Here is a 13,354-nt window from a genome sequence, read left to right as displayed (position 1 = left end):
GTCATGGCCACGACCACCACCCGCATCTTCAACTTCGCGGCGGGCCCCGCCGTCCTGCCCCTGCCGGTGCTCGAAGAGGCGCAGCGCGATCTGATCGCGCTGCCCGGCGTCGGCATGTCCGTCCTCGAAATCAGCCATCGCTCGAAGACGTTCGACGAGATCGTCCAGTCGTGCGAGAAGGACATCCGCACGCTGGCCTCGATCCCGGACAACTACCACGTCCTGTTCCTCCAGGGGGGCGCGAGCCTGCAGTTCTCGATGGTGCCGATGAACCTGCTGCCTCCCGGCGGCAGCGCCGACTACATCGTCACCGGGGCGTGGTCGCAGAAGGCGGTGAAGGAAGCCAGGCGCGTGGGCGCCGTCAACATCGCCGCGACGACCGAGGCGGAGAACTTCACGCGCATCCCCCGGCAGGACGAGATCGCGCTGTCGAAGGGCGCGGCGTACGTGCACTACACGTCGAACAACACGATCTTCGGCACCCAGTGGCGGTACACGCCGGACCTTGGCGACGCGCCCGTCGTGTGCGACACCTCGTCGGACATGTTCAGCCGTCCGATTGACATCGCCGGGCACGCGCTCGTCTACGCCGGCGCGCAGAAGAACCTCGGTCCCTCTGGCGTGACGCTCGTGATCATCCGCGACGACCTCGTCAAGCGCTCCCCAGCCACGCTGCCGACGATGCTCAACTACGGCGTGCATGCGGAGAACAGGTCGCTGTACAACACGCCCAACACGTTCGGGATCTACCTGATGCGGCTGATCATGAAGTGGCTGCTCGGCCAGGGAGGGCTCGCGGCGATCGAGAAGGTGAACGAGCGAAAGGCCGCGAAGCTGTACGCGGAAATCGATCGCACGGGTTTCTACCGCGGACATGCGCAGAAAGACAGCCGCTCGCGCATGAACATCACGTTCAGGCTGCCGAACGAGGAGCTCGAAAAGAAGTTCGCGAAGGAGGCCACGGCGGCCGGGCTGGACGGCTTGAAAGGCCACCGCTCGGTGGGCGGGATCCGCGCGTCTGTCTACAACGCGTTCGCCGAAGCCGGGATCGACGCGCTCGTCGCGTTCATGCAGGAGTTCGAGCGACAGAACGGGTAAGGGAGATAAGGGGGACAGTCACACTTTCCGAAGCAGCGGCCCAGGAAAGTGTGACTGTCCCCCTTATCTGCTACAATTAGAGTTTCGGCCAAACTGCTGGAGGGCAGCTAGTGCTGGTTTCGCTTGCTATCGCGCTATTCGTGTCGACCGTGGTCACCCAGATCGCGGTGTACAGCACCACAATTTACCTGCACCGTACGGTCACGCACCGCGCGGTGGTGCTCCATCCGCTCGCCGCGTGGGTGTTCCGCCTGTGCATCTGGCTGACCACCGGCATCGTGCCGCGTGAATGGGTGGCCGTGCACCGGAAGCACCACGCGTTTACCGACGAGGAAGGCGATCCGCACAGCCCCAAGATCGAGGGCTTCTGGAAGGTCCAGCTGGGCAACATCTATTACTACCTGCGCGAGCTGAGGGACCCCGAGCTCGTGCCCAAGTACGCCCGCGATATGCCGCCGGACCGTTGGGATCGGGCGCTGTTCGACCACGGCACGCTCGGGCTGGTCATCGGCATCGCGACGCTCGGCTTCACGATCGGCTGGGGCTGGGGGCTTTTCGCGGCGGCGCTGCACGGGATCATGTACATCTTCGTGCTCTCCTCCTCGATCAACGGCCTCTGCCACTACGCCGGCTATCGCAACTTCGCGAATACGGCGACCAACATCCGATTCATCGCGTGGCTGACCGGCGGCGAGGGTCTGCACAACAACCATCACGGATATCCGCGCAGCCCGAAGTTCAGCTTCCGCCGCGGCGAGATCGATCCGGCGTGGCCCGTCATCAAGGCGCTGACGCTGATGCGCCTCGCGCACCCGTACAAGACGATCGAACAGGCGCACGCCCAGGCTACCGCTCAAGGCTAGACATGCTGAGGGGCGCCAGGCGCACGAGCGGCGCCCCTCAGGCATGAACCCCGCGCTCGTCGCCTTGCTGGCCGCATTCGCGGCGCAGCCGGTTTCTCCAACCCAGCTTCGCGGAGTCATCGTCGACGTGACCGGCACCTCTGTCGCGGGGGCCAGCGTCTCGTCCGACGGACGCAGCGTCGCCACCGACGCGCGTGGCGCGTTCAGCCTGGACGCCGGCGGACCCGAAGCCACGCTCACGGTGCGCGCGCAGGGCTATGCCGACTACGCGGCGCGCGTTCGCGCGCCCGCCGTCCTGCGCATCGTGCTGCAACCGGCCGGCATCGCCGAATCGCTCACCGTCACAGCGGCGCGATCGCAGGAGCGGCTCGCGGCGACCGCGACGGCGACTGCCGTCCTTCCCGCCAGCATCCTGCTGACCTCTGCCGCGCTCACCGCCGATGACGCGCTGCGCAGCGTGCCCGGGTTTTCCCTGTTCCGCCGCTCCTCTTCGCGCGTGGCAAACCCGACGACGCAGGGCGCGAGCTTGCGCGGGCTCGCGGCCTCCGGCGCCAGCCGCGCGCTCGTGCTGGCCGACGGTGTGCCGATGAACGATCCGTTCGGCGGATGGATCTACTGGAACCGCGTGCCGCAGGCGGCGATCGATCGCATCGAGGTGGTACGGGGCGGGAGCGCCGAGCTGTACGGCCATGAGTCGATCGCGGGAACGATCCAGGTCCTCACTGTGGATCCGGCGGCCGGCACGCTGCGGGCAGGTGTCGAGGCGGGACAGGGCGGGATGGCACGGGGCACCGTCTATGGCGGAATCCGTGTCGCGGCGTGGAGCGCGTTTGCAGCCGGCGAGCGATTCGTGCTCGATGGATTTCCCGTCGTGGCGCCCGATGACCGCGGCCCGGTGGACATCGATGCCGGCGTGAAATACTCGAGCGCCCTCGCCTCGATCGAGCGCCGGGCGGAGCGGTGGTCGCTCGCCGTGCGCGCCGGCGCGCTGGACGAGGACCGCTCGAACGGCACGCCCCTTCAGCGCAACGACACGAACCTTCGGAGCGTCTCGGCGCGCGCGCGCGGGACGGGCACTGCCGGCGCGTGGGCCGTCGCGGCCTCCGGCGGCACCGTGGACTACGACCAGTCGTTCAGCGCCGTACGCGCCGGCCGCGCGGCGGAAATGCTCACGGCGCGGCAGCGCGTCGCGAGTGCGCACCAGTCCGCGTCTGTCCAATGGACCTCCGCCTGGAACCGCCACTGGCTGACGGCGGGAGGCGACCTGGCGCGCGTGGTCGCGACGCCGCACGGCGAGCCCGAAGTGTCGCAGCGCGACTACGCGGCGTACGCGCAGATATCCACCCGCCCTTCGCCCCGGCTGACGATCGCGGCGGGTGCCCGTGCGGGCGCGTGGTCCACGGGGCCGGCGGGAGTCGAGCGCCGCCAGCGGGTCTATGTCATGCCGCGCGTATCGGCGGCATGGTCGGCCGGCGAGCACGTCTCGGTGCATGCCTCGTGGACGCGGCCGGGGCGCACGCCGACGTTGAACGAGCTCTATCGCGACTTCCAGGTCGGCAACACGACCACCTTCGCGAACGGCCGGCTGACACCCGAGCGGGCGGGTGCGTTCGAGGGGGGAGTGCTGCTGCGCGCGCCTCGCGGATCGGCGCGGCTCGTGGGCTTCTGGACCAAGTTGGGCGATGCGATCACGAACGTGACGCTTGACGTCGCGGCCGGGCGCATCAGTCGCGAGCGCCAGAACGCCGGTCATATCCGCGCGCGCGGTCTTGAGCTCGAGGGCGAGTGGCGGCCATCGGGCTGGACCGCCCTCGCCGCCAGCGCGGCGTTGCTCGACTCGCGGTTCACCGGCGGCGTCGAGCCCGGTCTCACGGGGCGTCGCGTCCCGCAGGTGCCGCGCTGGGTCGCGGCCGCGTCGTTGCGGCTGACGCCGGGACGCGCCGTTGCCACCCTTGACGTGCGCTCCACGGGCGCGCAGTTCGACGATGATCGCAACCAGTTCGTGCTGAGGCGCGCGACCGTCGCCGATCTGTATGCGGGAGTCGCGCTGCGGCGGATCCAGCCGTTCGTGGCCGTGGAGAACGTGTTCGATGCGGAGGTCGACGTCGGCCGGACGCCGGTCAGGACGATCGGCACCCCGCGGACCGCGCGCGCCGGCGTGCGGTTCTATGTCCCCTGAAATCGCGTCGAGAACCCTGAACCCTGAACCCTGAACCCTGAACCCCACTCCGGCACCACCCCCGGCCTCGGCCCGCGTCGCCGCCTGCGGCGACGTCGCCGGCGGTGGCGCTGTTCGGGGACGATCTCGTCGCCGGCCGCTTCGCGGACACCGCGCCAGTGCTGCACGGCCTCGGGATACTGGCCGTGAATGTCCATCCAGGTCATCGCGTCGGCGAACGTCGACCGGTGCATGAGCGACCGCTGCGCGCGCGGCGAGGGGGGCTGCTCGGCGAGCCGCGACTGCAGCGCCAGGATGTGCCGGAGATGCTCGACGTCGCCGCGCGCGATCGGCAGCATGCCGAGCGAGAGGCGCGGCGGCTTCGGCGGCCGGGCGCGAGGGGTCTCCCCTTCCGGCTCCTCGTGCCGGCGGCGCGGCCGGCGGGACATCATCCCGAGCGGCGCGAGCAGCGACCCGATCAGAATCGGGTTCGTGAGCGTGTCGGGGGCGGAGGTGAAACGCGCGCGGTACTCGTCCAGCTCCTCCAGGGACTGCCACACCTCGTCGGGCGGATCGACCAGCTCGGGGCTGATGTGGCGCAGCAGGTCCACGTCCGCCAGCCGGCGGAAGATGCGTTCCGACGCGCCTGAGCGCAGGATCTTGTAGTACTCCTCGAGCATGCGCGCCGGCGACGCCTTGGTGATCTCGGCGCCGTGTCTCGCGACGGCATCGAGGCTCGCGGGGTCGATCGAAAAATCCAGCCGCTCGGCGAGCACAACGGCGCGCAGCATGCGCACGGGGTCCTCGAGGAAGCGCTCGTTCGGATCGCCGATGCTCCTGAGCACGCGGTTCCGCAGGTCCGCCATCCCGCCGACGTAATCGATGATCGAGAACGTCTCGATGTCATAGAAGAGAGCGTTGACGGTGAAGTCGCGGCGGAACGCGTCTTCCTCGGGCGTTCCGAACGTGTTGTCGCGGTGGACCAGCCGGTGATCGGCTGCGGGGGCGGCCGTCGCATCCGGCATCGGCATCTCCCCCGGCTCCGCCTTCCTGCGGAAGGTCGCGACCTCGATCACCTTGTTCGGGCCGAACCGGACGTGCGCCAGGCGGAAACGGCGGCCGATGATCCAGCAGTTCCGGAACAGCCGCTTGACCTCGTACGGGTGCGCGGAGGTGCCGACGTCGTAGTCTTTGGGGTGCCGGTCGAGGAGCAGGTCGCGGACGCTGCCGCCCACCAGATACGCGAGATGGTTGTGCTGTTTGAGCCGGTAGAGAACCTTGAGCGCGTCCGCATCGATGGCGCGTCTCGAGATCGTGTGCTCGGAGCGCGGCACGATGAGCGGATCGACCATCGGATTCGATTATAGGGTACGATGCCGATCATGCGGAGAAGCGCAGCGGCCCTGCTGGCGGCCGTGGCCCTGTCTCATCCAACGGCCGCCTGGGGCGCGGACGTGCTGGCCGCCGCGCGGCAGGCGTACAACGAGGGCCATTACGACGCCGCCATCCAGTCGGCCCGAGCCGCGGCGGAAGACGAGAAATCCGCGACCGACGCGCGCGTCGTCCTCGGCCGCGCCCTGATCGAGCGGTACCGCCAGACGGGCCGCCCAGAGGACCTCGCCGAGGCACGCCAGGTGCTCGTCACGTCGGGCGGAACCGCGCTGGCGGAACCTCTGAGATCGGAATGGCTGGTTGGCTCGGCGCAGGCGCTGTTCTTCGAGGGGGCGTTCGGCGCTGCGGCCACGCTGTTCACCACGCTCATCGACGACCCCCGGGCCGCCGCCACCGTTCCGGGCGGGCGCGAGCGGTTGCTGGACTGGTGGGCGACGGCGTCCGATCGCGCCGCGCAGGCGCGGGACGGCCACGCCCGCAAAGCCGAGTACTCGCGACTGGACGCGCGGCTCGAGCAGGAGCTCGAACGCGACGGGTCGCTCGGCACCGCCGCGTACTGGCGCGTGGTGGCCGCGCGGGGCGCCGGCGATCTCGATGCGGCGTGGGACGCGGCGATGGCCGCGTGGGTGCGCGCGCCGCTCGCGCACGACCGCGGCGCCGAGCTGCGCGCGGACCTCGAGCGGATCGTGACGCAGGCGCTGATCCCCGAACGCGCGCGCCGCAACGGGCAGGACCCGGAGAAACAGGCCGCCGCGCTGCGCGATCAGTGGGAAGAATTCAAGAAGCGCTGGTCAAACAAATAGACCACCGCGCTAGCCTTTCGCTTCCTTCCAGTTCTCCCCGATTCCCACATCCACCGTCAGCGGCACGTTGAGCGCCACCGCGTGCTCCATGCGCTCGCGGACGACGGCGGCGACCTCTTCTGCGGCCCCGTGTGCGGTCTCCAAGAGCAGCTCGTCGTGCACGGTGAGGATCATGCGCGCCGGCAGGCCGGCGCCGCGCACGGCGGCGTGAACGTCGATCATCGCGCGCTTCAGGATGTCGGCCGCGCTGCCCTGGATCGGCAGGTTCACGGCGACGCGCTCGGCCGCCGACCGGACCTGCCCGTTGCGCGACGTCAGCTCCGGGACCAGCCGGCGCCTTCCGAACATGGTGCGGACAACGCCCGTCCGGCGCCCCTCCTCGAGCGTGGCGTCGATGAACTGCCGCACCGACGGAAAGCCCGCGAAGTACGCGTCGATGAACGCCTGCGCCGCCGCCTGGGGCACGCCGATGTCTTTCGCCAGCGTGAACGCGGTCTTCCCGTAGAGCAGCGCGTAGTTGATGATCTTCGCGCGCCGCCGCAGCTCGAGCCTGCCGAGCCCGCTGTCGGCGCCGAACACCTTGAGCGCCGTCCGGTCGTGGATGTCCTCGCCGTTGCGGAACGCTTCGACCAGCGCCGCGTCACCGGAAAGGTGCGCCAGCACGCGCAGCTCGATCTGCGAGTAGTCGGCGCTGATGAGCACGTGCCCCGGGTCGGCCACGAACGCCGCGCGGATCTCGCGCCCCAGCTCGGTCCGGATCGGGATGTTCTGCAGGTTCGGATCGCTGCTGCTCAACCGCCCCGTGGCGGCCACCGCCTGGTTGAAGCAGGTGTGCACGCGACCGGTGTGCGGGTGGATGAGCTGCGGGAGCGCGTCGATGTAGGTGCCTTTCAGCTTCATCAGCGCGCGCCACTCGAGGATCATGCGCGGCAGCTCGTGCGCCAGCGCCAGCTCCTCGAGCACTTCCACCGCCGTTGAGGGCGTCTTCGACTTCCCGGTGCGCTTCAGCGCGGGCAGCTGCAGCTTGTCGAACAGGATTTCCGAGAGCTGCTTGGGCGAGTTGATGTTGAATTCGCCGCCCGCGACCTCGAAGATCTGCGCGCTGCGCGTCGCCAGCTCCTGCTCCACCCGCTGCGCCTGCGACGCCAGGCGCGTCGCGTCCACGCGGATGCCCGCCTGCTCGATGTCCACGAGCACGGGAATGAGCGGCAGCTCCAGGGTCCTGTAGACCCCGTCCAGCGATTCCTTCTCCAGCAGCCCGCGCAGCATCGGCGCGAGCTGCGCGGCCAGGTCCGCGCGCTCCGCGGCGTAGTCGAGCGCCGCGTCCGGCGGCAGCGAGGCGATCGACACGGACTTCGCGCCCCTCCCGCACACGTCTTCCTCGGAAAGCGCCTTGTAGCTCGCGTGCTCGAGCGCGAGGTCCTCCAGGCGGTGCGCCGACCGCGTCGCGTCGATCAGGTAGCTGGCGATCATCGTGTCGGTCTCGAGTCCCCGCAGCGTGACGCCGTGGCGCGCGAGCACGATCGCGTCGAACTTGAGGTCGTGTCCCACCTTGCCGACGCTCTCGTCCTCGAGCACCCGGGCGAGCGCGCCCATGGCCGTCTTCATCGAGACGCACGCGGTGTCCGAGAGCGCCTGGTGCCCGACCGGAACGTACTCGCCGGTCCGAGGCGCGGTCGAGAAGGCAATGCCCGCGACGCCGGCGTACATCGGGAACGGCCTGTCCGGTACCACGCGCAGCGCGAACCGCCCGGCGGCGCGCAGCCGCTTCGCGAGAGCCTCCAGCCCCTCCAGCGTGTTCACGATGCGGTAGCTCTTGTCGATCGTGGCGGCCGTCGGCGCGTACTCGGCGACGATCGTGCGGAAACCCATCGCGTTGAACAGCTCGAAGCAGCGCTCGCGCGACGCGCCGCGGTACCGCAGGTCGTCCGGGCGGAACTCCACCGGCACATCGGTGCGGATCTTCGCCAGCTCCCTGCTCTGCCGCGCCGATTCGGCGTTGGCGAGCAGCGCCTCCCGATAGCGTTTCTGCGGGATCTCCGCCGCGTGCTCGAGCAGGCGCTCGAGCGAACCGTACTGCACGATGAGATCGCGGGCCCCCTTCTCGCCGATCCCGGGCACCCCCTTGATGTTGTCGATCGTGTCTCCCATCAGCGCGAGCACGTCCACCACGTGCTCCGGCGCGACGCCGAACTTCTCCGTCACGCCCGACGCGTCGTACCACGTGCCTTCGTCGCGCGGGTTGTACACGCTGAGGCCCGGCCGGACGAGCTGAAAGAAATCTTTGTCCATCGTGACGAGCGCCACCTCGAACCCCGCCGCGAGCGCCTTCTCCGCCAGCGTCCCGATGACGTCGTCTGCTTCGTACCGCTCGGAGGTGAGGATCGGCACGCCCAGCGCCTCGCACGCCTCGTGGACCATCGGGATCTGCTCGGCCAGCTCGTCGGGCATGGGGGCGCGATTGGCTTTGTAGTCCGCGACCAGGTCGTCGCGGAACGTGCGCCCCGGCAGGTCGAACGACGCGGCGATGTATTCCGGCGCGTGCTCCTTCAGGAGCCTCCGCAGCATCGTCACGAAGATGTACACCGCGTTGGTGGGGCGACCCTGCGCGTTGCGGAGGAAGCCTCCCTCCGCAGTGCGGATCGGCGCGTGGAACGCGCGGTACATCTGCGAGCTGCCGTCAATGAGGTAGATGCGTGGCACCGGAACAGTCCATTCTTATATTATTCGACTGATGCGCAGGACGCGCCGCGCCGCACCGATCGCTCTCGTCATCGCCTGCCTCGTCCTCCTCGTCGCCGCGTCCACCATCGACTGCGCCGGCGGCGCCGGGCGGCGCTTCGGCCGGCAATACGAATACGAGGAAGACGTCACGCTCAGCCTCGACGGTTCCGCCGTCGTCACGATCAATGCATCCATTCCCGCGCTGGTGGCGCTGCACGGGATGGCGCTGCCGGTCAACAGCCGCACGCGGATCGACCGCGACGATGTGCGGGCGCAGATTGAATCGCCGGTGTACGACGTCACGCGCGTGAGCCGCACCTGGCGCCGCCGCGGCCGGCGCTTCATCCAGATCCGCCTCGACGTTCCCGACGTCCGGCGGCTGCCCGAGGCGCCGCTGTTCGACCGGGCGCGCTATGACCTGGCGACGCGGGAGGGCGGATCGGTCTTCCGGCAGCGCGTCGGCGGCGGAAAACGTGCCGGCGTGCCGGAGGCGAACTGGGATGGATCGGAGCTGGTCGCCTTCAAGCTCCACCTGCCGAGCCGCATCTTCCACCACAACGTGCGCGACATCGAGACCAGGCAGACGGGCGAAGTGGAGCGCGGCAACATCGTGCGCTGGGAGCAGCGGCTCTCCGATCGGCTGGCGGGCGTCCCGGTGGAGATGGAAGTCCGCATGGACAGCGAGTCGATCCTGAACCGGACGCTCTGGTTGTTCGCGGGGGCGTTTGGCGCCGCGATGTTCGCGCTCGCGATGGCGATCTGGTGGGTGGTGCGCCGCGGCCGCGGAAGATCTATAGCGCCACGATCGTCACAATCCCTGCCGCAATCATGACGATCTGCCGCACGGCGCTCGTCTCTTCCATTCCGCGGTGCAGGTGCGGGATGAGATCGGCCATCGCCACGTAGAGGAAGTTGCCCGCCGCGAACCCGAGCACGTAGCCGAGAAGCGACGGCGTCGCCCCGGCGAACGTCAGCATCATCCCGGCGCCGGCCACGCTCGCCAGTCCCGCCACCAGGTTCAGCGCGAGCGCCCGCCGGCGCGAATAGCCGGCCGCGAGCAGGATCGCGACGTCTCCCACCTGCTGCGGCACCTCGTGCGCGGCGATCGCCAGCGCCGTCGTGATGCCGAGCGGAAGCGATACGACGACGGCCGCGGCGATCACCGCGCCGTCCACCAGCGCGTGGAACGCGTCGCCAAGGACGACGAGCGTCGCCGTGCTCCTGTGCACCTGGCAGTCCGCCGTGTCGTGGCAGTGACGCCACAACACCAGCTTCTCGAGAATGAAAAAGGTGAAGATGCCGACGAGCAGGCTTGCGAAGACGGCAGTCGGCGTGCGGCTCTCGAGCGCCTCGGGAAGAAGCCCGAGCAGCGCCGCGCCAAGCAGCGTCCCCACCGCGTAGCTGATGAGCGAGGGCAGCACCCGCGAGCGGTTCTTTTCTCCGACGAGCAGAAACAGCGAGGCGACGAGCACGCCGCCGACGCTTCCAAGCGCGCTCAGGCCGAGGGTGGCTGCGATGCGCATTGACGAATGATACATGTAGTGGGCAGTGGACAGTGGGCGGTGAGCGAGGTCAGAGGCCAGAGGTCGGGGGCCAGGTACGACTGTGGTACAAACTTGGCGTCATGGCAACACAACCTGTCGCAATCATCACGGGCGCGACGTCCGGGATCGGCCGCGCAACCGCTTTGCGTCTGACTGGCGATGGATACGCGGTGCTCGCCGTCGGGCGTGACGAAACGGCGCTTGGAGAAGTCGAACGGGCGATTCGCCAGCAGGGGGGCGTCTGCGCCACGCACCGCGCGGACGTCGTGGCCGCCGATGCGCCGGCCGGGATCGTCGCCGCCGCGACAGGCCGATTCGGCGCGCTCGACGCGCTGGTGAACGCGGCCGGCATCATCGGCTCGGGGACGGTCGAGAACACCCCCGACGAGGCGTGGGACCGCATGTTCGACATCAACGTGCGGTCGCTCTTTCGCCTGACGCGCGCGGCGGTGCCGCACCTGGCCGCACGGCGCGGCGCGGTGGTCAACGTCTCCAGTGTCGCCGGCACCAGGTCATTCCCCGGCATCTTCGCGTATGCGGTGAGCAAGGCCGCGGTCGATCAGCTCACGCGCTGCGCCGCGCTGGAGCTCGCGCCGAAAGGGGTCCGCGTCAACGCCGTCAACCCCGGCGTGGTGGTGACCAACCTGCACCGGCGCTCCGGGATGGGAGAGGAGCAGTACGCGGCGTTCCTGGAGCGCTCGAGGGAGACGCACCCGATGGGACGAGCCGGGAACCCGGAGGAGATCGCCGAGCTGATCGCGTTCCTGGTGTCGCCGAAGAGCGGGTGGATGACCGGCGAGACGATCGCGATCGACGGCGGCAGGCATCTCACATGCGCGCGGTGACGTGGCCGACTTCAATCCCCTCTGAGCTTGAAGGCGCCTACCGGCTGATGATCCCCTCCACGTACCGCACCCCGTCGCGCTCGGCCAGCGAGCGCACCGCCTTGAAGCCGGCGGCCCGGGGCAGGTCGGCCGGCCGATAGGCGGGATCCGGCTTCGGCCCGCCGAGCAGCGCGCCGAGGCCGCCGCGGGGCACGGCATCCACGACGATGCAGCGCCCGCCGGAGCGGAGCAGGCGCGCCACCTGCGCGACGATCGTCACGCGTGCCTCGGGCGCCACGTCGGGCAGCACCGCGTTCACGATCGCGACGTCGAACGCCCCATCGTCGAAGGGCAGCGCCTCGTACGACGCGCGCTGCAGCTCCAGCAGCACCCCCTCGCGGTCCGCCGCGAGCTTGGCGCGGGCGACCCCCTCGTCGGATTCGTCCACGCCGCAGGCGCGGCCCGTCAGACCCACTTTTCCCCCGAGGGCGGCCAGCAGCGCGCCGTCGCCGGCGCCGAGCTGAAGGAGCCGGTCGCCCATCTTGAGGCCGATCATGGCGAGCGCGAACGCGTGCGGATCGCCGCCCCTGCGAAGAAAGCGCATGAACCCCTGATGATATAGTTGGGCATGTGAAAGCACCAGTAAACATCGCGCCCGCGTCGGGCAAACTCGGCATCATGCTCGTGGGCCTTGGCGCGGTCAGCACCACCTTCATCGCCGGCGTGCACGCGGTTCGCCGCGGCCTCGCACAGCCGATCGGCTCTCTTACTGAACTCGGCACCATCCGTCTCGGGAAGCGCACCGAAGGCCGCTCGCCGGCCATCCGGGAGTTCGTGCCGCTCGCCGACCTGAACGACCTGGTGTTCGGCGCGTGGGACATCTTCGAGGAGAACTGCTACGAGGCGGCGAAGACCGCCGGCGTGATCGAAGCGGGACTGCTCGAGCAGATTCGCCCCGACCTCGAGAGGATCAAGCCCTGGCCCGCGGTGTTCGATCGCCGCTACGTCAAGCGGCTCGATGGCCCGAACGTCAAGAAGGGAAAGAACAAGCGCGACCTGGCGGAGCAGGTCCGCGCCGACATCCGGAATTTCAAGGCGGAGCACAAGCTCGATCGCCTCGTCATGGTGTGGTGCGGCAGCACCGAGGTCTTCATGAGGGAGGCGCCGGTCCACGCCTCGCTGGCCGCATTCGAGAAGGGGCTCGAGGCGAGCGACGACGCGATTCCCTCGAGCATGATTTACGCGTACGCCGCCATCAGGGAAGGCATCCCGTACGCGAACGCGGCGCCGAACCTGAGCGGCGATGTTCCAGCCCTCACCGAACTGGCCGCGCAGACCGGCTCGCCCCTGGCGGGCAAGGACCTCAAGACCGGCCAGACGCTGATCAAGACCATCATCGCGCCCGGACTCAAGGCGCGCCTGATCGGCGTCAACGGCTGGTACTCGACGAACATCCTCGGCAACCGCGACGGCGAAGTGCTGGACGATCCCGAGTCGTTCAAGACGAAGGAAGAGAGTAAGAAGTCCGTCCTCGACTACATCCTCCAGCCGAAGCTCTATCCGGACCTGTACAAGGACATCTGCCACCTCGTCCGGATCAATTACTATCCGCCGCGCGGCGACAACAAGGAAGGCTGGGACAACATCGATATCTTCGGCTGGCTCGGGTACCCGATGCAGCTGAAGATCAACTTCCTGTGCCGCGATTCCATTCTCGCGGCGCCGATCGTGCTCGACGTCGCGCTCTTCCTCGATCTCGCGAAGCGCGCCGGCATGAGCGGCATCCAGGAGTGGCTGTCGTTCTACTTCAAGAGCCCGGTGCACGCGCCCGAGCTGTACCCCGAGCACGATCTCTTCATCCAGCTCATGAAGCTGAAGAACACCCTGCGCTACATGAAGGGGGAAGAGCTGATCACGCACCTCGGGCTCGAATACTACGATTAGGTCG

11 protein-coding genes are annotated in these 13,354 nt (G+C 69.0%); 7 read left to right on the top strand and 4 right to left on the bottom strand.

Annotated elements, in window-relative coordinates:
- Positions 1 to 3: 3 nt before the first annotated feature.
- From serC to HYU53_07855, 3 genes are all read left to right on the top strand, one after another.
- Complete coding sequence (serC, locus tag HYU53_07865; protein ID MBI2221111.1) at positions 4 to 1,098, top strand: 3-phosphoserine/phosphohydroxythreonine transaminase; 1,095 nt, start codon at positions 4 to 6, stop codon at positions 1,096 to 1,098.
- A 149-nt stretch (positions 1,099 to 1,247) separates the two neighbouring features.
- Positions 1,248 to 1,961 (top strand): fatty acid desaturase, encoded by a 714-nt coding sequence (locus HYU53_07860; protein MBI2221110.1) that lies wholly within the window; start codon positions 1,248 to 1,250, stop codon positions 1,959 to 1,961.
- 43 nt (positions 1,962 to 2,004) lie between these two features.
- Positions 2,005 to 4,140, top strand: coding sequence for a TonB-dependent receptor (locus HYU53_07855; GenBank protein ID MBI2221109.1), 2,136 nt, complete (start codon positions 2,005 to 2,007; stop codon positions 4,138 to 4,140).
- On the opposite strand, the gene pcnB is transcribed toward HYU53_07855, so the two are convergent.
- The gene (gene pcnB, locus HYU53_07850) at positions 4,128 to 5,471 is read right to left on the bottom strand and encodes a polynucleotide adenylyltransferase PcnB (GenBank protein MBI2221108.1); all 1,344 of its coding nucleotides are present in this window, start codon (positions 5,469 to 5,471) and stop codon (positions 4,128 to 4,130) included. The genes HYU53_07855 and pcnB overlap by 13 nt on opposite strands.
- A 21-nt stretch (positions 5,472 to 5,492) precedes the next feature.
- Here pcnB and HYU53_07845 point away from each other — a divergent pair, with 21 nt between their 5' ends.
- Positions 5,493 to 6,314, top strand: coding sequence for a hypothetical protein (locus HYU53_07845; protein MBI2221107.1), 822 nt, complete (start codon positions 5,493 to 5,495; stop codon positions 6,312 to 6,314).
- A 9-nt stretch (positions 6,315 to 6,323) separates the two neighbouring features.
- On the opposite strand, the gene polA is transcribed toward HYU53_07845, so the two are convergent.
- Entirely contained in the window at positions 6,324 to 9,017 is a 2,694-nt protein-coding gene (gene polA / locus HYU53_07840) for a DNA polymerase I (protein ID MBI2221106.1), read from the bottom strand.
- Between the two features lie 31 nt (positions 9,018 to 9,048).
- Here polA and HYU53_07835 point away from each other — a divergent pair, with 31 nt between their 5' ends.
- Positions 9,049 to 9,870, top strand: coding sequence for a hypothetical protein (locus HYU53_07835; protein ID MBI2221105.1), 822 nt, complete (start codon positions 9,049 to 9,051; stop codon positions 9,868 to 9,870).
- On the opposite strand, the gene HYU53_07830 is transcribed toward HYU53_07835, so the two are convergent.
- The gene (locus HYU53_07830; protein ID MBI2221104.1) at positions 9,830 to 10,561 is read right to left on the bottom strand and encodes a ZIP family metal transporter; all 732 of its coding nucleotides are present in this window, start codon (positions 10,559 to 10,561) and stop codon (positions 9,830 to 9,832) included. The two genes, HYU53_07835 and HYU53_07830, sit on opposite strands and share 41 nt — an antisense overlap.
- Positions 10,562 to 10,662: 101 nt before the next feature.
- On the opposite strand from HYU53_07830, the gene HYU53_07825 reads away from it, so the two are divergent.
- Positions 10,663 to 11,427, top strand: coding sequence for an SDR family oxidoreductase (locus HYU53_07825; GenBank protein MBI2221103.1), 765 nt, complete (start codon positions 10,663 to 10,665; stop codon positions 11,425 to 11,427).
- Between the two features lie 37 nt (positions 11,428 to 11,464).
- Here the strand turns inward: HYU53_07825 and HYU53_07820 are convergent, their stop codons facing one another.
- A complete protein-coding gene (locus tag HYU53_07820) occupies positions 11,465 to 12,010 on the bottom strand; it encodes a methyltransferase domain-containing protein (GenBank protein MBI2221102.1) in 546 nt (181 codons plus the stop codon).
- Between the two features lie 74 nt (positions 12,011 to 12,084).
- Between HYU53_07820 and HYU53_07815 the strand changes: the two genes are divergently transcribed.
- Positions 12,085 to 13,350: an inositol-3-phosphate synthase gene (locus HYU53_07815; GenBank protein MBI2221101.1), complete on the top strand. Its 1,266-nt coding sequence runs from the start codon at positions 12,085 to 12,087 to the stop codon at positions 13,348 to 13,350.
- The last annotated feature ends 4 nt before the right edge of the window (positions 13,351 to 13,354 follow it).

It is taken from the genome of Acidobacteriota bacterium (genome assembly GCA_016184105.1).
Classification (GTDB): Bacteria; Acidobacteriota; Vicinamibacteria; order Vicinamibacterales; family 2-12-FULL-66-21; genus JACPDI01.
The sequence above is the reverse complement of the archived record's forward strand: the minus strand, read 5'-3'. Positions and strand labels throughout refer to the sequence as shown.

Coding starts and splice junctions, on each gene's coding strand:
- HYU53_07820 (MBI2221102.1), bottom strand. CDS start 12,010: ATGCGCTTTCTTCGCAGGGGCGGCGATCCGCACGCGTTCGCGCTCGCC.
- HYU53_07830 (MBI2221104.1), bottom strand. CDS start 10,561: ATGCGCATCGCAGCCACCCTCGGCCTGAGCGCGCTTGGAAGCGTCGGC.
- serC (MBI2221111.1), top strand. CDS start 4: ATGGCCACGACCACCACCCGCATCTTCAACTTCGCGGCGGGCCCCGCC.
- HYU53_07815 (MBI2221101.1), top strand. CDS start 12,085: ATGCTCGTGGGCCTTGGCGCGGTCAGCACCACCTTCATCGCCGGCGTG.
- HYU53_07825 (MBI2221103.1), top strand. CDS start 10,663: ATGGCAACACAACCTGTCGCAATCATCACGGGCGCGACGTCCGGGATC.
- HYU53_07855 (MBI2221109.1), top strand. CDS start 2,005: ATGAACCCCGCGCTCGTCGCCTTGCTGGCCGCATTCGCGGCGCAGCCG.
- HYU53_07835 (MBI2221105.1), top strand. CDS start 9,049: ATGCGCAGGACGCGCCGCGCCGCACCGATCGCTCTCGTCATCGCCTGC.
- pcnB (MBI2221108.1), bottom strand. CDS start 5,471: ATGGTCGATCCGCTCATCGTGCCGCGCTCCGAGCACACGATCTCGAGA.
- HYU53_07845 (MBI2221107.1), top strand. CDS start 5,493: ATGCCGATCATGCGGAGAAGCGCAGCGGCCCTGCTGGCGGCCGTGGCC.